Origin of the sequence: Veillonella orientalis (assembly GCF_018406505.1) — a bacterium.
Taxonomy (GTDB): Bacteria; Bacillota; Negativicutes; order Veillonellales; family Veillonellaceae; genus Veillonella; species Veillonella nakazawae.
In genome coordinates, this window is sequence record NZ_AP022322.1 from 488,702 (window position 1) to 510,543 (window position 21,842).

The 21,842-nt window shown below is 38.4% G+C and carries 7 protein-coding genes; 6 read left to right on the forward strand and 1 reads right to left on the reverse strand.

Translation table 11 applies throughout. The features are described 5' to 3' along the window. The first annotated feature begins 389 nt into the window (after positions 1-389). The 3 genes from VEIS1202513_RS02215 to VEIS1202513_RS02225 all read left to right on the forward strand — a co-directional run bounded on the left by VEIS1202513_RS02215 (position 390) and on the right by VEIS1202513_RS02225 (position 16,855). Positions 390-6,566, forward strand: coding sequence for an ESPR-type extended signal peptide-containing protein (locus VEIS1202513_RS02215; RefSeq protein WP_213467724.1), 6,177 nt, complete (start codon positions 390-392; stop codon positions 6,564-6,566). A 547-nt stretch (positions 6,567-7,113) separates the two neighbouring features. After that, on the forward strand, positions 7,114-15,192 hold the full coding sequence (locus tag VEIS1202513_RS02220; RefSeq protein ID WP_213467725.1) for an ESPR-type extended signal peptide-containing protein: 8,079 nt from the start codon (positions 7,114-7,116) through the stop codon (positions 15,190-15,192). Between the two features lie 253 nt (positions 15,193-15,445). Beyond that, on the forward strand, positions 15,446-16,855 hold the full coding sequence (locus tag VEIS1202513_RS02225; protein ID WP_005388015.1) for an MATE family efflux transporter: 1,410 nt from the start codon (positions 15,446-15,448) through the stop codon (positions 16,853-16,855). 352 nt (positions 16,856-17,207) lie between these two features. Here the strand turns inward: VEIS1202513_RS02225 and VEIS1202513_RS02230 are convergent, their stop codons facing one another. After that, positions 17,208-17,915 (reverse strand): glutamine amidotransferase, encoded by a 708-nt coding sequence (locus VEIS1202513_RS02230; RefSeq protein ID WP_213467726.1) that lies wholly within the window; start codon positions 17,913-17,915, stop codon positions 17,208-17,210. Positions 17,916-18,650: 735 nt separating this feature from the next. On the opposite strand from VEIS1202513_RS02230, the gene VEIS1202513_RS02235 reads away from it, so the two are divergent. From VEIS1202513_RS02235 to VEIS1202513_RS02245, 3 genes are all read left to right on the forward strand, one after another. Beyond that, a complete protein-coding gene (locus VEIS1202513_RS02235) occupies positions 18,651-19,688 on the forward strand; it encodes an OmpA family protein (protein WP_156719676.1) in 1,038 nt (345 codons plus the stop codon). 190 nt (positions 19,689-19,878) lie between these two features. Beyond that, positions 19,879-21,000 carry an AI-2E family transporter gene (locus tag VEIS1202513_RS02240; RefSeq protein ID WP_213467727.1) on the forward strand — a complete coding sequence of 374 codons (1,122 nt, stop codon included), beginning with the start codon at positions 19,879-19,881 and terminating at the stop codon, positions 20,998-21,000. Between the two features lie 134 nt (positions 21,001-21,134). Beyond that, positions 21,135-21,791 (forward strand): hypothetical protein, encoded by a 657-nt coding sequence (locus tag VEIS1202513_RS02245; RefSeq protein WP_024065438.1) that lies wholly within the window; start codon positions 21,135-21,137, stop codon positions 21,789-21,791. Positions 21,792-21,842: the final 51 nt, after the last annotated feature.

Genomic DNA, 21,842 nt, shown 5'->3' on the forward strand with positions numbered 1-21,842 from the left:
ATATTAATTTATAAAAATTTAATGAAATATAGTGCTGTAAAACAGGTGGGGTTATTAGAGTGTAGCTATATAAGGCGTTTTGACAATTATTTTTATAATTTATCAATTATATTTATATGGAAAAAGTTAAAATGTGAGTTTAAATTCATCTTCTCTTCTAAATTATGGTATAAAATCACCCCAATTATTAGGTTTTGTTTTATAAGGGGTTTAAAGAACTCCCGTTATTGCTGTATTTGCAATAGCTATTCCAAAAATGAAATATTAGTGAAAAGGGGTTGCAAGCATATCGAAAAATTTGGTATACTAACTATATCGAAAAACTTGAAATTGAGATTATTTGTTATATAGAAGTTTGAGAGCTTTATAGTAGTTTAAAGGAGAAATGAATGAACAAGATTTTTAAAGTGGTTTGGAACAAATCCAAAAATTGCTACGTAGTAGTATCTGAATTCGCTAAAAACAATAGCGGTAAAAAGAAAATTGTTGTGGCTGGTATCTTTGCAGCATTGGCCATGACAAATGCTAATGTGGCATTGGCTGTAAATGATGTGCCTAGTGGTAGCAATGCGACTGCAGTTGCATTTGGTTCCGGTGCTAGTGTTACAGGTTTAAATGCAGTTGGTTTAGGTAAAGATGCAACGGCTAATAAAAACAATGTTGTTGTAATCGGTACTGGTGCAAATGCTGAAAGTAACGAAAGTATTGCTATTGGTAACGGAGCATATTCTACTAGTAGTGGTGCCGCATTAAGTACGGCCAGTGTTGCCGTTGGTTCGAAAGCATCTGCTGTGGGTAATACTACGATTGCGATTGGTACAAATGCAAAGGTTAAAAATAGTAAACAAGGGATTGCTATTGGTGGTGGTGCTGCTGACAATGACGGTGCTATTGTAGAGGGCGACCAAAGTATTGCTATCGGTGGTAATACATATGCTAAAGGTGACGCATCTATTGTTATTGGTGGCGATGATACAGATAATGCAAATAGTAGAACGGTTGATTACACAGATATTAGAACTGGTAATGTTGTATCTGCAAACTTACAAACAGCAGTGCAACAATTAACAGGTGTAAATTTAGGGAGCCCTAGATGGACTACTGCAGATGCTGGTCATGCAAGTGTTACACTTGGTATGAAAGCTCACTCTGGTAATGCAAGTATTGCTATCGGTACGGCTGCTGATGCAAAAAATCGTCTTTCCGGTACTACAGATGTAACGAATGCAGTTGCTATCGGTACAGGCGCTAAAGCAAATCGAGATAACTCTGTTGCCTTAGGTGGCGGTTCTACTACAGATATTGCTGGTACAAAACAAACTAGCTATACATTGCCAAGTGGTGTTGTGGCTGCTTGGGAAGGTGGCAATAACACTTTACCTGGTGACGTTGTATCCTTCGGTTCTGCAGGCTATGAACGTCAGCTGAAAAACGTGGCGCCTGGTGAGGTAAGTGAACACTCTACAGATGCTATCAATGGCTCTCAGTTAGCTGCTATCGCAAATCAACTTTCACATAAATATGTATCTATTAATTCTAATGATAATCCTAATAAAGACAACACTGGTGCAAAAGCTAATAACTCTATTGCTATTGGTCCTAATGCATCTACAGATAAGGCTGCAACAAGCTCTCTAGCTATTGGTGATGGTGCTAATACAACAGGTCGATCGACAGTTGCATTGGGGTTATCAGCACAAGCTACATCGGCAAATGCTACAGCGGTAGGTGCTAACTCCATTGCGTCCGAGGATGATACTGTGGCAGTTGGTCATGGTGCTAAGGCAACAGATGGCAATGCCAGTGCTTTGGGGGCTGATGCGATAGCTTCCAATATTGAATCTACTGCAATTGGTCATGGTACTGCTGCATCTGGTGCATCCTCTACTGCATTGGGATCCAGAGCAAAGACCGGTGGAACTGCAGGTGTTGGTATCGGTTTGTTAGCCAATGCAACTAAAGATTATGGTGTTGCTATTGGCGGAGAAAGCTCTTCCACTGCAGATAATGGTATTGCTATTGGTAGAAAAAGCTCAGTATCAGAGAATAATGGTATTGCTATCGGTAATGGTGCTAGTGCTACAACTGCTGATGGTGTTGCAATAGGTTCTAAGTCTGTTGCTAGTACTGCAGCTGGTGTAGCAGGTTATAATGCTAATACTGGTCGTACTGATACATATGCTAACTTAACTGGTGCAACTTTAACATCTACATTGGGTGGCGTTGCAGTAGGTACAACAAATCAAACTCGTCAAATTAACTATGTAGCTGCTGGTACAGCCGATACTGATGCAGTAAACGTAGCACAATTGAAGAGTGTGAACCTTGCTTTCACAGGCGACACTGGCAGTGGCGATGTGAATTTAGCAAATAGTAAATTAGCTGTTAACGGTGATAATACATATATCACAACTACAGCTAATGGTAAGAAAATTACTATTGCTGGTAAAAAACAAGATATTACTGTAACTAATGGTGTTGCTTCTGCAACTGCAGGTATGGCAGATGCTCAAAACGTAGCTGATGCAATTAATCAAGCAGTTGCTAATAGTTCTTCTAGCTGGAATTTATCTGCTAATGGTGAAGCGACAACAGCTACAGTTGAAAAAGGTAATAAAGTAGATTTCTCTGGCGACGATAACATTACTGTTGCAAGAAACGATAAAAATATTTCTTTAGCTTTGAAAAAAGATCTTACTGGATTGAACAGTGCATCTTTCAATAATGCTACAGGCAATCCAACTGTAAAAATTGATGGCAACACAGGCATCAATGCAGGCGACATGAAGGTTACTAATGTAGCTGATGGTGTAGCTGACAAAGATGCTGTCAATGTTTCTCAATTGAAGAAAACAGACGATAAAGCAGAAGCTAACAAAACTGCAATTGCTCGTAAAATTTCCTTAGGTGGTAATAGTGGTTCTACTGCAGAGAAATCTTTGAGCGCAGGCGATGTAAAATTCAATGTTAAAGGTGCTAATGGTTTAACTACGGTTGCTTCTGGCGATGATGTAACTGTTAAACTTGATGATACTACTAAAGACACAATCGATAATGCTGCTGATAAAAACTTGAGCAACTTGAACCCAGCTGGTGAGCAAAAAGTAAAAGATTTAGCGGCTTGGAAAGTTGTGGCTAACAGTGGTACTGCTGAAAATGTTAAAGGTGGCGACACAGTTAAGTTTATCGATGGTGATAATGTTGAAATTACTCAATCCGGTAAAGATTTCACAATCTCCACTAAGAAAGATGTAACATTCGATAATGTAACTGCAAACCAAGCTATCACAGCTCCTAAAGTGAAAGCTACAACTGGTGTAGAAACACCGCAAGTAACAGGCTTGACTAATACAACTTGGACTCCAGGTCAAACACAACCAGTATCTGGTCGTGCAGCAACAGAAGATCAATTGAAAGCAGTTGATAATCAAGTAGCTACTAATAAACAAAATATTGCTGATAATAAAACAGCAATCGATAAAAATACAACAGCTATTGCTCGTAAAATTTTCTTAAATGGTAATACTGGTACTACAACTAAGAAATCCTTAAGCGCTGATGATGTAGACTTCACTATTAAAGGTGAAGATGGTATTACTACAACCGCTTCCGGTAATGATGTAACAGTTAAACTTGATACAGATACTAAAAATAAAATCGATAACGCTGCTGACAAAGATTTGAGCAATTTGACTCCAGATGGTAAAAAGCAAGTTAAAGATTTAGCGGCTTGGAATGTAGTTGCTAATAATGGTACTGCAGAAAAAGTGTTAGGTGGCGACACTGTTAAATACATTAATGGTGATAACATTCTCATTACTCAATCTGGTAAAGATTTCACATTCGCTACTAAGCCAGATGTAACATTCAATACGGTAACGGCTAACGACACTATTACAGCTCCAAAAGTTAAAGCTACAACTGGTGTGGAAACGCCTCAAGTAACTGGTTTAACTAATAAAACTTGGGATCCAAATAACATTACATCTGGTCGTGCAGCAACTGAAGACCAATTGAAAGCTGTAGATGATCAAGTTAAAGCTAATAAAGACAATATCACTCAAAATGCTGGTGATATTGCAACAAACAAAACAAATATTGCTAAAAATGCTGGTGATATTGCTGATAACAAAACTGCTATCAATAAAAATGCTGGCGATATTGCAAACAATGCAAGAGAAATTGCTGCAAACAAAGATAAAATCGACCAAAATACAACAGCTATTGCTCGTAAAATCTCCTTAGGCAGTGATGATGGTGATACAGATGAAAAATCTTTGAGCACAGGTGATGTGAAGTTCAATATTAAAGGTGAAAATGGCATTACTACTGCAGCTAATGGAGTAGATGTAACTGTTAAATTGGATGATGCTACAAAAGATAAAATCGATAATGCAGCAAACAAAGATTTGAGCAATTTAACTCCAGCTGGTAAACAACAAGTTAAAGATTTAGCAGCTTGGAATGTAGTAGCTAACAATGCTACTGCTGAAAAGGTTCAAGGTGGCGATACAGTTAAATTCATCGATGGTGATAATGTTTCCATTACACAAAATGGTAAAGAGTTCACTGTTGCCACAAAGAAAGATGTAACCTTCGATAACGTTACAGCAAACCAAAAAATTACAGCTCCAGAAGTGAGTGGTTTAACAAATACTACTTGGGTACCAGGTCAAACAACACCTGTATCTGGTCGTGCAGCCACTGAAGATCAATTGAAAGCCGTTGATGATCAAGTAACAGCAAATAAAGCTAACATCACTAAGAATGCTGATGCTATTAAAGCTAACAAAGATAATATTGCAGCAAATAAAGAACAAATTGATAAAAATACAACAGCAATCGCTCGTAAAATCTCCTTAGGTGGTAACACTGGTTCTACTGATGAAAAATCCTTGAGCACAGGCGATGTGAAATTCAATATTAAAGGGCAAAACGGTATCGTTACTGAAGCTAATGGCGACGATGTAACTGTTAAGTTAGATGATGATACTGCAAACAAAATCAACAATGCAGCAAATACTGATTTGAGCAACTTAACAGATGCTGGTAAACAACAAGTTAAAGATTTATCCGCATGGAATGTAGTGGCTAACAATGGTACTGCTGAAAAAGTTGAAGGTGGTAATACCGTTAAATTTATCGATGGTGATAACATCTCCATTACTCAAAATGGTAAAGACTTCACAATTGCTACTAAGAAAGATGTTACTTTCGATACTGTAACTGCAAATGATACAATTACAGCTCCAAAAGTAAAAGCAACTGATGGTGTAGAAACTCCAGAAGTAACAGGCTTGACTAATAAAACTTGGGTACCAGGTCAAACACAACCTGTAAGTGGTCGTGCAGCAACTGAAGATCAATTGAAAGCCGTTGATGACCAAGTAGAAGCAAACAAAGCTAACATCACTAAAAATGCTGGTGATATTGCAGCAAACAAAGCTCAAATCGATAAAAATACAGAAGCAATCGGTCGTAAGATTTCCTTAGGTGGTAACACTGGTTCTACTGATGAAAAATCCTTGAGCACAGGCGATGTGAAATTTAACATCAAAGGCGAAAACGGCTTAACAACGGTAGCTAATGGTGAAGATGTAACTGTTAAAATCGATGATGCAACAAAAGCTAAAATCGATAATGCAGCAAACCAAGACTTGAGCAACTTAACACCTGCTGGTAAACAACAAGTTAAAGATCTATCTGCATGGAATGTAACTGCAGCTGGCGGTACTGTTGAAAAAGTACAAGGCGGCGATACTGTTAAATTCCAAGCCGGTGATAATCTTGAAGTTAAACAAGACGGTACTACTTTCACATATAGCCTAGCTAAAGACGTGAAAGGTCTTAACAGTGTAACTGTAGGCGATGAAAATGGTCCATCCACTAAGATCACTCCTGCTGGTACAACTGTAAAAGATGCAGCTGGTAACGCTACAACAGTTAATGGTGCAGGCATGACTATCAATCCTGCAAACTCTGCAGCTAGCCCTGTATCCCTTACTGTAGATGGCTTGAACAATGGTGGCAACCAAATTCATGGCGTAGCACCTGGTACAGCTGATACAGATGCAGTAAACGTAAGCCAATTGAAAGAAACTAAAGCTGGTTTACAACAAGCTATTAACAATGTAGGCGTTGAAACACAACGTGTTGGTGCTCATGCGGCAGCTATGGCAGCGTTGAAACCAATCCAATACGATCCATTGGAACCAACACAAATCATGGCTGGTATTGGTAACTACCGTGGTGAAACAGCTGGTGCAATTGGTCTTGCCCATTACAAAACTGAAGATACTATGTTCAATATTGGTGTTACACTTGGTTCTAGCCATAACATGATTAATGCTGGTGTAACTCACAAATTCGGTGGTAGCCGTGATAGAAAAGATGCGATTCCAGAACGTTATAAAGCTGGTCCTATCAGCTCTATCTACGTAATGCAAGATGAAGTAAGTCACTTGCGTTCCCAAAATGAAGAGTACAAATCCAAGCTTGAACAACAACAATCTGAAATTGATGCGTTGAAAGCAGCAGTTAACCAATTGTTGGCAAATAAAGCATAATCATATTGTACATATAGTTAGAACTATGTATATCCCGTGAATGGATATGTAAAATTAGAAAGAGCCTTCCTCGAAAGAGGGGGCTCTTTTTAGTACAAAAATAAAAATAGTTTATTAAAGCTATATCTGTAAAATAAAATAGCCTGAAAATTCTAATTTAATGATTAATAAAATTATCGATAAAACTGTATATAAGGAATAATTTATGAATATTTTTAGACGGTGATTAATTTTGTAATGAAATCTAATATTCTTTTCATTCTCAATTAGGAGCATAAAAATTCATATAATATGCAATTTATTAAGGTGAATTATAAATGAATTATGATGATACTGCGTGTTTAAGCATACTCTATGCATAATTGAGATAATAGTAAATATCCAAAAAATATACTTTTAAATTGAGAAAATTAGATGAATTATGGTAAAATTAAAGATAGGTTTTATAAATGAAAGTCTGTGTAGCTTTCATTATTTCCAGACTGAGAGAAGTGTGGAACATATGATTCATATAGTTGAGGGTTAGTAATTTAAAGAAGGAAAATGTATGAATAAGATATTTAAAGTCATTTGGTCTAAGTCTAAACAGTGCTACGTTGTAGTATCTGAAATGGCAAAAAATAAAACAGGGAAAAAGAAAATCGTAGTAGCAAGTATTTTAGCTGCCTTAGCTATTCAAACTGCAGGCGTAATTGATGTTGCAGCGGCAGCGGGCGATCAACCATCTAGAGCTCTTGCAGATGGTAGAGTAACCAATGGTAAAACTAATGGTCTAGCTATTGGTAATTTTGCTAGTTCTGAAAGCCACCAATCCATTGCAATCGGTTATTATAGTGTAGCAAATGCAGCAGAAATAGATCCTGCACTACCTGCTACAGCGGTGGGGGCTGGTGCTCATGCAACAGGTCAATCTACAGTTGCATTAGGCTTATTAGCTCAAGCTACCTCTGGTAAAGCAACTGCGTTAGGGTCTAAATCTGTTGCGTCTGAAGATGCTGCTGTAGCAGTTGGTAGTGATGCTAAGGCTACAGGTGGTTATGCTAGTGCTTTAGGCGCTGATGCCACTGCATCTAATAATGATGCCACTGCATTTGGCCATGGTACTGTAGCATCTGGTGCGTCTTCTACTGCATTGGGCTCTAGAGCAAAAAGTGGAGGAGTTGGTGGTGTTGGTATCGGTATGTTAGCCAATGCAACTAATCAGTATGGTGTTGCTATTGGTGGATATAGTTCTTCCACTGCGGATAACAGTATTGCTATTGGTAGAAACAGTTCTGTCACAGGCGAGAATGGTATAGCCATCGGTACTTTTACTACCTCAAAAGGTGCCAATGGTGTTGCTGTGGGTACTAATGGAACTACGTCTGAGTTAGGCGGTGTTGCAGTTGGTCAAGCTGCTAAGGCTAATAAATTTAATAGTGTTGCTATAGGGATGAAAGTAACGGCTGATGGTGATAATTCTGTGGCGTTAGGCGGTAGTGCTAATGCTAATAGTGAAGGAACAATTGCCATTGGTTCATATGGATCTACTCCAACGAAAGCTACAGGCAATAGAGCTCTTGCAATCGGCTCCGCAACGACAGCTAATGGTCTAGAATCAATTGCCATAGGTAGTCGCGTTAACTCCACATCTCAACATTCTATTGCTATTGGTACTGGATCTAATGCAAGTGCAGTTAAATCTGTTGCTATTGGGCCTGATTCTAGAGCTAGTGTTGATGGTGGTGTTGCTTTAGGTCGTGATTCCGTTGCTGATGTAGCAGGCGGTACTGCTAATAAGGGTTATAATCCTAATACAAACCGTACAGATGTTTATTCTGGTTTGAATGGCAATGTACTTACTAGTACAACAGGTGCTGTTTCTATTGGTAATGGTAGTACTGTAACACGTCAACTTACAGGCCTCGCAGCGGGTATAAGAGATACAGATGCAGTTAACGTAGCCCAATTAAAGAGTGTTAACCTTGCGTTCTCTGGTAATGTAAATACTGGCAATGTGAATATTGCAAATAGTACATTAGGACTTAAGGGCGATAATATATATATTACAACAGCTGCCAATGGTCAAAATCTTACAATTTCCGGTAAAACACAAAATATTAATGTCACAAATGGTCAAGCTTCTGCAAATGCTGCAGGCATGGCTGATTCTAGAAATGTAGCAGATGCTATCAATAAAGCTATTTCTGCCAATGCATATCATTGGAAATTAGCTGCTGACAATACTTCTACAGCTCCTGAAGTAATCAATAAATCAGATACTGTAATCTTTGGTGGGGACAACAATATTACAGTAACTCGTAGTGGCAAAAAAATTACTACTTCTTTGAATAAGGCGATTACTGTAGATACTGTGAAAGCTAATAGATCTGTTACGGTTTCTTCTGGTGGTAATCAAATTACTCTAGATGGTTCAAACGGTGCTGTAACAGGTAGATCATTTGCTGGCGATTCATTTAAAGCAGGCAATAATGTATTAAGTAATACAACACTACAAATGGGGTTACCCTCTAGTGCTAAAAATGTGACCATTTCTGGTGATGGGTTAACTGCAAAAAATGGTACAAGAACTGTCAAGTTTGGTACAGATGCTATTAGTGCAGGGGGTCAACAAATTACCAACGTTTCTAGCGGTGGTAATATAGGTACTAATGCAGCGAACATTACAGATGTAAAGAATGCTGTAGATGCTGTTACATTAAAACTAGATACAAATTCTAAAACGGGTACTGTTAAGCTTAGTGAAAGTCCACTTAAAGTAATCGGTGCTAATGGTATTAGAACTGATTTATTGGGTACGAATAATGGTAGTCTTGTTGTTGGTCTAGACAAGAGTACGGTAAATGCTACGACTAAAGGTATTGGTTTAACTGGTGATACAGGATCTACAGGTCTTAAGTATCTTAAAGACGGTGATGCGACCTTTAAAGTAGCTGGTGATGGCGATCTAGTTACTACTAAGGCTTCTACTACAGGTGTACAAATAGCTGTTGATTCTGCTAAAGTAAAAGATTTAGCTGTAGGCGCAGTAACTGTTAGCAAGGCTAATACGACAGATAATCCTATTACAATTACACCAACAGCAGGTACTAACTCCAAGGATTATGCTATTGGTATCGATACTACAAAGCTAGCTAATCAAACGCAATTAACATACAAAGCTAATGGTGCCAATGCAAACAGAGTGTCCTTAGCAAATGGCTTAAACTTTACAGATGGTACTTTTACAAAAGCTACGGTAGGTACAAATGGGAATGTAACTATTTCTACTGCCACTGAAACGATTACTAATGATGCTGATGGTAAAGCTAAAGTAAATAGCCCTACAGATGGTTTAGCGACTGCTAAAAATGTAGCGGACTCTATCAATAAAGCTGTAGATGGTTTGTCTCAAAACCTTACTGTTTCTGATGGTGCTACAGACGGTACTGTAAATCTTAAAAATCAAAAACTTACTGTTTCCGGTACAAATGGTGTGTCTACAACTGTAAATGGCCAAACTGTTACAGTAGGTCTTGATGCAACTACCAAAACTAAAGTAGATAATGCGTCCACAGCAGTAGCTCGTAACATCTCTCTTGGTGCAGATAGCGGCACAGCATCTAGCCAATCCTTAAAAGATGGTGATGTAGCATTTAATGTGAAAGGTGCGACAGGTGACTTAGTATCTACGAAGATGAATGGTAACACTGTTGAAATTTCCACTAAACGTGCGGCAATTACTAGCGATGCTAATACAGGTGCAGCATCTGTAACCGGTGATGATGGTTTAGCAACATCTAAAAATGTAGCCGATGCTATCAATAAAGCAGCTGATGCAGCTAAAGCCGGTGCGGCATGGAATCTTACAACAAATTCCAGCACAACAGATAAAACAACTGTTCAAGGCGGTGACACTGTAGATCTTATCAATGGCGATAATATTTTAATCACTCAAGATGGTACAGATAAAAAGAAAATCACTGTAGCCACAAAGAAAGATCTTACAGTAGATTCTATTACTGCTGGTAACACAGTAATGAATACATCTGGCTTAACAAATGGTACGACTGCAATTACAGGTACTGGTATCACAACAGATAAAGTAACTGTAGGTGGTATCTCCATTGATAAAACTGATGGTATCAACGGTGGTAACAAAACAATTACTAATGTTGCTAGTGGTGGTACAACTGATTCCAATGCAGCAAATATTGGTGATGTTAAGCAAGCTGTTGCTAACTTGTCTCAAAACTTAAATATTACAGATGGTACAAATAACGGTACTATTGATCTTAAAAACCAAAAACTTAATGTGGCTGGTACAAATGGTGTGACAGCCACTGTAAATGGTCAAACTGTTACAGTTGGTTTAGATGCAGATACTAAAACTAAAGTAGATAACTCTTCCGTTGCAGTTGCTCGTAATATTTCTCTTGGTGCAGATAGCGGCACAGCATCTAGTCAATCCTTAAAAGATGGCGATGTAGCATTTAATGTAAAAGGTGCGACTGGTGACTTCATTTCTACGAAGATGAATGGCGACACTGTAGAAGTTTCTACAAAACGTTCCACTATCAACAGTGATGCTACAGGTACTGCCTCTGTTACCGGTGATGATGGTTTAGCAACAGCTAAGAACGTGGCCGACGCGATTAATAAAGCTGCTAGCCAAGCTAAAGATGGTGCAGCATGGAAACTATCTACTAATGGTGATACACCGACTACTGTAGCCGGCGGAGATACTGTAGACTTTACTGGTGATAACAATATTACAGTTACACAAACTGGTAAAAATATTGCTACTACGTTAAATAAAGACCTTAAGAAACTTAGCTCTATTTCCCTTGAAGACTCCAAAATGGGAGTAGAAACTATTACAATTGATGGAGGCACTAGCAGTGCTAAGTTTAAATTGGCTGGTTCTGATGAATACTCTTTAATTAATCATGATGGTGTGGTCGTTTCTAATGGAGCTGCAATTGGAGATCCCAATGAACAAAGAACAATAGTTGGTCTTGATCGTGTTCAAGTGATAACAGCTTCTAATAATTCTGCACTTACCTCTAAAAATCTTTTGTTTAGTGATGAAGACGGTAATAATGCGGAAGGCGGCGCAACAGGTATGGCCTTCCAAAATTCTGCGGGTAAAACAATCCTATTTACACTTGATGAAATCAACGCTGGTGGCAACAAAATTAAAGAGGTTGCAGAAGGTACAGATGATACTGATGCGGTAAATGTAAAACAGTTGAAAGATACTGTAGCAAGCCAAACGTTAACATACCGTGCTAATACTGCAGCTGATACAGATGCTAAGTCCGTTAAATTGTCTAAAGGCTTAGACTTTGTAGATGGCACAATGACAAAGGCTTCTGTAGATAATGATGGTAAGGTAACATTTGATATTAATGATGATACTAAGACCAAGATCAATGATGCTGCAGCGGCTGTGAGCCGTAAAGTGTCCCTTGGTGCAGATAGTGGCACAACCTCTAGCCAATCTTTAAAAGATGGTGATGTAGCATTCAATGTAAAAGGTGCTACTGGTGATTTCATTTCTACGAAGATGAATGGTGATACTGTAGAGGTGTCTACAAAACGTGCTACTATCGATAGCAATGCCACTACAGGTGCAGCATCTGTAACAGGTGATGATGGCTTAGCAACAGCTAAAAATGTAGCAGATGCTATCAACAAGGCTGCTAAAGCAAGCACTGATGCTATTAACTTGAAATTTGCTGGCGATACTAATACATCTGCCGGTGTAGTAAATCTTAAAGATGATACATTGGGCATCAAAGGTGACGGTAAATACGTAACAACTGATGCAGATGGTAAAAACTTAACTGTAAAAGTATCTGAAGCAGAGGTTAAGAAATCTGCGGTAAGTGCAGTTACAGTAAGTACTGATACAACTGATGCGGATAATCCGTTGACTGTTACAGGCACACCAAGTGCAGATGGCACAACTAAGGACTACAAGGTAACTATTGATGGCGCTAAAGTGGCGACTAAGACTAAATTCTCTTATAAAGCAAATGATGGTACTGCAAAACAAGTATCCTTAGCAGATGGCTTGAACTTTAAAGATGGCACGTTAACAACTGCTACTATTGATGATGCTGGCGTTGTTAAATATGACGTAAAAACAGCATCTATTACAGCCGGCACAGATGGCACTGTTACAGCTCCTGCTACAGATGGTGTGGCAACAGCTAAGAATGTAGCAGATGCTATTAATGCAGCTAAAAAAGCATCTAAAACAGAAATTACTGCTAATGATGATGAAGCGGCTAACGCAACAACTGGTAATGTAAAATTAACATCTACAACTGCTGCAGATGGTCATACAATTTACAATGTAAAACTTAATGATACATTGACATTTGGTACTGGTGCTAATGCCATTGTTATTGATGGTACTGCTGGTAAAGCTACTATTGGTAGTGCAGCTATCGATGGTGTAAATAATACAATTACAACAGGTGGTAATAAGGCAGTAACGTTAGATGGTACTACTGGTACTATTACAGGTAAAGCTGCTAATATTGGTGGCGTTACAGTAGATGGTACAAATAACCATGTAACAGGTCTCGCTAATACGACTTGGGATGGTAATGCTGTTTCTGGCCGTGCAGCTACCGAGGATCAATTGAAAGTAGTCGCTGATGCTGCAGCTAACCAAACATGGCAAATTACAGCAGATAAAGATGCTGCTACATCTGGTAAACAAACTGGTACTAAAACAGATGCAAAAGTAGGTAAAGACGCAAAGGTTACTATGATTGCTGGTGAAAATATCACCATCAACCAAAATGAGCGTGACTTCACATATTCCTTGAATAAAGACCTTGTGAATATGAACTCTGCAAGCTTCAACGGTACTGGTAATAATACAACGGTTATCAATGGTGATTCTATTACACAAACTACGGGTACTCAAACCAATACATCTACTGCAGCTGGTAATACAGTAACAGATGGTACTAAGTCTACCGCAACAACTGCAGATGGCACTAAGATTACGGATGGTACAAAAACAAATACTTCCACAGCAGATAGCACAGTTATCGATGATGGCAATGGTAATAATACAGCTCTTACTAAAGATGGTGTAACCATTACTGCAGCTGGTAAAAATCCTGTATCCTTAACTAAGGATGGCCTCGATAATGGTGGCAATAAGATTTCTAATATTGCAGATGGTACAGATGATACCGATGCTGTCAATGTACGTCAATTAGAGGCTAAGTCTAAGGCGTCTAAAACAGAATTGACTGCTAATGGTGGTGAAAGTGCTGGTAGTACTACAGGCAATATTGTATTGACTAAAACTACTGCCGCTGATGGACATATCATTTATGATAACAAGTTGAATGATAAGGTTACATTGGGTACAGATCTAACTAAGGCAGTTACTGTAGATGGTACAACTGGTACAATCAAGGCTGGTGATGGTGCTAATGCAGTTGCTATCGATGGCAAAAATGGTTCTGTAAAAGCTGGCGATAAGATTGCTCTTGATGGTAAGGATGGCAAGGCTACAATTGGTACTGTAGGTATCGATGGTAAAGATGGCATTATTACTACAGGTGGTAATAATCCTGTTGCAGTAAATGGCAAAGATGGTGTTGTTACAGGATTAACTAACAAAACTTGGGATCCAAATAATATTACATCTGGCCGTGCAGCTACTGAAGATCAAGTAAAATCTGCCGTTGAAAATGCAGGATGGAATGCAACTGTTGGTATAGAAGGCTCTGGTATTAATAGCACACCAACGGCGACTGCTGAAAAAGTAAAAACCGATGAAACAGTTACTTTCAAAGCAGGCAATAATATGATGGTTAGCCAAGCAGGTAAAACGATTAGTTATGCAGTAAATCCAGAACTCAAGGATATGAAGTCTGCTACATTTAAAGATGCAGCAGGTAACACGACTGTAACAGATGGTAATGGCATAACAATTACACCAGGCAGTGCAAACCCTAATAATCCTAATGCAGGCCCTATTTCCTTGACTAAGGATGGTCTCAATAATGGTAATAACCAACTTAAAGGCATTGCACCTGGTACAGATGATACTGATGCAGTAAATGTGAGTCAGTTGAAAGCATCTAATGCAAGAATTGGCGATGCTATTGGTCAAGTAGCGGGCGAGGTACAACGTGTAGGTGCTCATGCAGCAGCAATGGCAGCGTTGAAACCAATCCAATACGATCCATTGGAACCAACTCAAGTGATGGCTGGCGTAGGCAATTATCGTGGTGAAACAGCAGCGGCCTTAGGTCTTGCACATTATACAAACGAAGATACAATGTTCAATGTTGGCGTATCTCTCGGTGCAAACCGTAATATGGTAAATGCTGGGGTAACTCACAAATTTGGCTCTAGCCCAGAAAAGAAAAATATTCCTGATCGTTACAAAGCAGGCCCTATTAGCTCTGTGTATGTAATGCAAGATGAAGTATCTAGTCTCAAGAAAGAAAATAGCGAACAAAAGACTGTTATCGCGGATCAAGCAGCTCGTCTCAATACGTTGGAAGCAGAAAATGAACGTCAACGTCAAGAACTAGCTGAAACTAAACAAGGCTTAGAAGACTTGCGTGCAGCAGTTAGTCAATTGTTGGCATCCAAAGGTTGATAATTGATAATTAATTTCGTATGATAGACTGATATAATATTTTCTGAAAATTAAAAGAACCTCTTATATGTTGGAATACCTGGTAGGGTATATTCAGACGCTATAAGAGGTTCTTTTGCGATTTTGATATAGATTATTAAATATAATTATAATATATGAATGACTTTTCATATATTCTTGTGATATAATACAGAAGATATTGGGGCTAATAGATAGCTCAATCTTATACGATCTTGCATGAATAGGAGTTACTATGTTAGACCGCATACAACGATGGTTGTCCATTGATGCAATGTTGCCCGCTACAGAACGATTAGGTCCTGTAGGTACAACAAAGCAGATGTATGGCAATTATTTGAAAATAGCTTGGCCTGCTACATTACAAGGTTTGATGCTGCAGTTTATGACAGCTATTGATTTAGCCATGGTAGGGGCCCTCGGTGCCTCCGCACTTGCCTCAGTTGGTATTATGGGGCAGCCAGAGATGGTGATGCTCATATTCTGTCGTGCCTTGTCGATTGCGGTAACGGCTATTATAGCTCGCCGCCACGGTGAAAGTGAAGTTGATGGTATGAATGCCGTTCTTAAGCAATCCATACTCTTGAATTTCTTGATTTATGTACCTTTATTGGCAATATGTTTCTTTAATTTAGAGCATATCTTACGCTTTACAGGTGCCGAAGACGGCTATATAGAAACGGCTGTCTGGTATGGCCGTTTTGTTGTCATTAGTCTAATATTCCAATCTTTTAGTCAAATTGTAGGGGCCGCTCTTATTGGGTATGGTAATACCAAGGTTATTTTTAAGTCCAATGTAGTAGGTAATATTTTAAATACTATAATGAACTTCTTCTTGATTTATGGTATTGGTTTCTTTCCTGAACTCGGTGTCATGGGCGCTGGTGTTTCGACAATGATTAGTAGTGCTGTTATTGCTATATTATTACTGCGTACGATTTCACAACATACTACTACAGGATTAACGTTGCGACATCCTTCAAAGTGGAAGTTTGAACGAACCGTTTTGCACACTATGTTCCACGTAGGTGGTAGTTCATTAGGGGAACAGTTCTTTGAACGATTTGGTATGTATACGTACACAATGATCGTTGCGTCCTTAGGGGCGGTACCATTAGCAGCACACTATGTGTGTATGAATTTGATGGATATATTCTATTACTTTGCTATGGGACTTGGCTTTGCAGGGGCCTCTCATACGGGGCAAAACCTTGGACATAAGCGACCAGATATTGCGAATATGTATGGTAAAATTGGTGCTCGTATTGGTCTCGTAGTAGGTCTCGTAAGTGCACTCATATTTATTGGCCCTGGTGATTTATTGGTACAGTTATATACACGTGAAAGTGAAGTCGTTACGTTAGCTGGTGCCTTAATGGGGATTATGGCTATTGCTGCATTCCCTCAAGCATTGCAGCAAGTTTACTCTGGGGTGCTAAAAGGGGCAGGAGATACATATTATATTATGAAATATTCCCTTGTTAGTGTAGCTATTATTCGGCCTATCATTACATACCTATTGTGTATTACATTAGGTTTAGGGCTTTTAGGCGCATGGTTATCGTTGTGCTTCGATCAGTCTTTACGATTATGTTGTTCCTATTTCCGATTTGTTCGAGGTACATGGCAGCATAAAATTGTTTAATCTTACTGATTAGTATTCAAAATATTAATTTTGAATATCATTTATGTGATGGATTTTCATATAAAATCTAAAATTTAAATTGTTCGATATATAGCTTTGATATAGATAGAATCTACAAAGTTTTATTTAGGATTACTAGCTATATTGAAAAAAATAGAATAATTTATGAAAAGTTTATGAAAAACTTCTTGCTTATTCAATTTGTTTGATGTACAATACGAAATGTGGAAAAAATGACACATTGGGGAATGTGTTATCGGACCTGAAATCCATGATTTCGTGTATATATGTAAGGGATATATATAAGAAACAAGTAAAAACCGCCTTAGTATTACTAAGGCGGTTTTTACTTTTATAAATGGTTTTGTTCAAGCCAAGCAATACATGCTGCTCTTCCTGCAGCTGGTAATTCTTGGCGTAGATGCTTAGCATCTTCTCTGAGTCTAGGAATATCGATACCTGCGTTAGAAAGCTCTGCACAATGGCCCACAAGCCAACTTTCAATAAATGCAGGATCAGCCTCCATATGAAATTGTAGGCCTAGAATGTGAGTGCCTACGGAGAATGCCTGATTTTGGCATAGCTCTGTTTTAGCAAGTCTCACAGCACCTTTAGGGATTTCAAATTCATCGCCATGCCAGTGAAGAACCGGTACATTGCCTAGTAATGCCAATGGGGAGGAGGCGCCTTCAGTAGTGTATTCTATTGGACCAAATCCAATTTCTTTTTTCCCATGCTTCATAGGACCTACGTGACCTCCCATAATACGGGATATGAGTTGGGCACCTAAACAGATGCCAAGTAATGGCTTTTTACTATTAATACGATCTGTAATAAATTTGATTTCATCAGTTAAGAATGGATAGAGCTGTTCGTCATATGCGCCAATTGGGGCTCCACAGACGATGACTAAATCAGCTTCTGTCGCATCATAGTGTTCGAAGTTGACAAGGGGCGCTTCAATGTATGTTAGCTCAAATCCTCGATCTATTAAGACAGACTCTAAAATACCGGCATTTTCAAAGTTAATATGACGTACAATATAAGCTGTTTTACTCATGGTTCCTCCTATATAGCTCCTTATAACTATATATACTTCTATATAACTGTACATACTTCTATAACTGCACATACAATAGTAATTTCTACAAAATATAATAACAGTATAGCATATTCTATAGAATTTAATGTGTGAGAAACGTCATGATATATAATTAGGGGATACAGAATAATATTTTGTAAAATTATATCGAAAAAAAGTCGTTGATATAATTTAGAAAATATTTATACTAATGAGAGTAACATGAATACCCTTAAGAGAGGGAACGCATGCCTTTTGAGTTCATGAAGGTATCCATCGGCGTATGGCTCTTCATCGTTGCTCCTTTAGTAGGTGGTGCGATTGCAGCCGTATTCCATCGTGCATGGTTCTCTGTAAAAGAAGACTAATTTAATATAAAACTAATTTAAAAGGAAACGCCTACATTATATACTGTAGGCGTTTTCCTTTATCCTGTTAATCTTAAAGATACTTTAATATAAATATAAGATATATCTTAAAAGGATAAAGCATAAATTTATCTATCATATGATTAGACATAGTATATTCCTAGAATATAACGATAGTAGTGGTTATGAAGTTAAAATATATAACATCTACATATAGATATATTTCGAAATTCTCATGGTAAATTCATAAAAGATATTGAAATTTATCGAAAAGTTGTGTAAAATGAAAGTATATTATTACCAAGGCCCTGTGTATTGTTATGGGCTTTTATTGGAGGGAATTATAATGAACAAAAGATTATTAGCTTTATTGGCAGTTGCTGCTGTAGGCGTATCCGTAGCTGGCGCAACTCCACAAACTCAATTCAACAAAGGCGAATTCCAAGTTGATCTTGGTGCAGCTCATTCTAAAGCAAAAACTGAACATTTCAATGCTGATGCAAAATGGAACTTTGATGGTGGTTTGACATACGCTTTGTCTGACAAAACTGCTGTTCAATATGCTTACCATGGTTTGAACGACAAATTGGGTGGCATTGGCTATAGCGACAAAATGCACGAAGTAAACTTGGTTCAATCCTTGAACAAAAACTTCGCTGTATATGGTGGCTATGCTCATATTTCTGGTGATGACTTCGCTAAAGCTAATAACATTGCACAAGCAGGTGTAATTGGTAAAGCTAACCTTGGCTCTAAAGTAGAAGTGTATGGTAAAGCTGGTGTAGGTACTAAGAAAACTTCCACTTGGGAAGCTGGTTTAGGCTACAAAGTGAACGAAGACTTGGATATCAACGCTGGTTACCGTTATATCAACACAAAACATGCAGATAAGGAAAATATCTCCTTCCAAGGTCCTGTAGTTGGCTTGTCCTATCGCTTCGGTGGTCACAAAACAGTAGCTCCTGTAGCAACTCCAGCTCCAGCTCCTGTATACACTCCAGCTCCAGCTCCTGTAGTAGAAGCTCCTGTATACAAAACTCCTAAATTGGATTACTATGTACAATCCATCTACTTCGATTCCGACCAAGATGTAGCTCGTGCAGACCAATATCCAAACTTGACAGCTGCTGTAAACGCTGCTAACCAATACTCTCAAGATCAAATCAAATTGTTGGGTAATGCTGATACTGATGCAACTCCTCAATACAATGTTGGCTTGTCCGAACGCCGCGTACAATACGTAGCTCAATACTTAGTAAACAACGGCGTATCTGCTGATCGTTTCATCGGTATCGCTAATGGCGACACTAAACCAGTAGCAACTAACTCTACTGCAGCAGGTAAAGCTGAAAACCGTCGTGTAGACGTTTACATTCACCGCTAATCTTCAATCTAATTTAGATTAGACATATAATAAGTCCACCTTCTATCATGCTCTCGTGTTCATCGGGGGACCGAGCATGTGATAAGGTGGACTTTTGTGTTATACTAAACTTGCATACAATCGTAGGTCATACAATGTTCATTAAGTTTTGGTAATGTATGCATTGTGAGTATAGTAAAGTAGGTTATATATGAAACGATTTAAATATTACAAACCGCTTATAGGGGCCATTATATTGGCGGGCGTTATGATCATGATGGCGCTCCGTATTAGCGATATAGCCAATGCTATTGATGCCATTGTTACTGCTTTTGTTCCACTTATAGTAGGTGCTTGTATCGCATTTGTCCTCGATATTCTCGTTGTGCGTTATGAACGCTGGCTGTGGCCTAAGAGTAAAACTGGTTGGAAAGATAAAATTAGACGACCTTTAAGTCTTGTATTATCCTTTGTTACTATCAGTGCTATCGTGTATTTCATTGCGCGCATGGCGATTCCACAATTGATTCATTCTATGTCGATTATCGTAGCTTCTTCGCCGCAGTTGTATACAGATTTCCAAACATGGATGCAACATCTTACATCAACTATTCCAATGGCCTCCAATCAAACTCTTATGGATACCTTGAGTGGTGAAAGTATTGTTAAATATACTCGCGAGTTGGGCACAAAGGGTGGTACATACCTAGTTAATGCGATGGGGACCGCCTTATCTTGGACTTTGAATATAGGTTTAGGTTTAATCTTTGCCATTTATATGTTGCTCGATAAAGAGCGACTTATGATGCAAGGTAAACGAATCCTAAAAGCCTATGCATCTGATGAGTGGGTTAATCGTGTTAGTTATGTCACACGCGTAGCTGTTCAAACTTTTAGTAACTTCTTTGTAGGCCAGTTTATAGATGCCTTGATTTTAGGTATTATGGTGGGTATTTCATTGTGGGCATTTAATATCGAATATGCTACTACGATTGCCTGTGTTATTGGTCTTACTGCATTAGTTCCATTGCTAGGTATTTATGTAGGAGGCGTTATAGGCGCAGTTATCTTACTTACTGTTAGTCCTATGGATGCATTAATCTATGTGATTATCTTAGAGGTGCTTCATCAAATTGAAAGTAACTTTATTTATCCTAAAATCGTAGGTAATTCCGTTGGTTTACCTGGTTTGTGGGTGTTTGCGGCCGTTATCGTAGGTGGTAGTTTAATGGGGGTCACTGGCATGTTGATTGGCGTACCTTTGGTGGCAACATGTTACAAATTGCTTATGACTGATGTAAACGATCGACTTGCATCGAATGAAGGTTTATAGTATATTGTCTAAATAATATATCTATTTATGTATGTTTTGTGTGCTGTTGCGTATAGCACGAAATTATAGTAATTCTAGTATACGGATGGCTTTTACCATAGGTGAAAGCATTGTATATAGTAGGAGGATATGTAATGAATAAAAAGTTGATTTCTATGGCATTAACTGGTGTATTGGCAGTTGGCGTATTGTCCGTTGCTACACCTAGTGTGGCAGATGCACGTAAAACAAAACCAGAAACAAGTACTGATATTTCTGTACAACGTGCGCCAGGGGAATCCATGGTTATGACTATGAGTAAAATTGGTACTATTTTCCAAAACCGTTTTCCTAATGCAGCACTTCATTCTGTAGAGCTTAACTCTAATGATTTGAACTATGGTTACAAAGTAGTAGGTTATAGTAAATATCATCAATATAAGATGAAAATCGACGTTATCACTGGTAATACTTCTGATATGGATGAAGGTGGCAAACCTAAGAAAGTTATCGGTGAAATCTTCAATAAAGATAAAGTCATCGAAGCTGCTCAAGCTGAACGCGTTGCAAAACAACAACTTGGTGCTGATGCAGTTGTAAAAGGCTGGAAAATCGAAGCTCATGAAGGTAAGATTCTATACTATATGACAATGCATCAAGATGGTAAAAAGACTGTAGTTACTGTAGATGCTGAAACAGGGGCATATGTAGGTCAATCTAAATCTAGCAAATTACCTCCTGAACCAGATCAAGGTTTCGATGGTCGTAAAACAAATATTATTTGGGATAATACTATTGATATGGGTCGTTAATCCATCTAGAATATTCTACACTATAAAAGGACTGTGTTTCTACACAGTCCT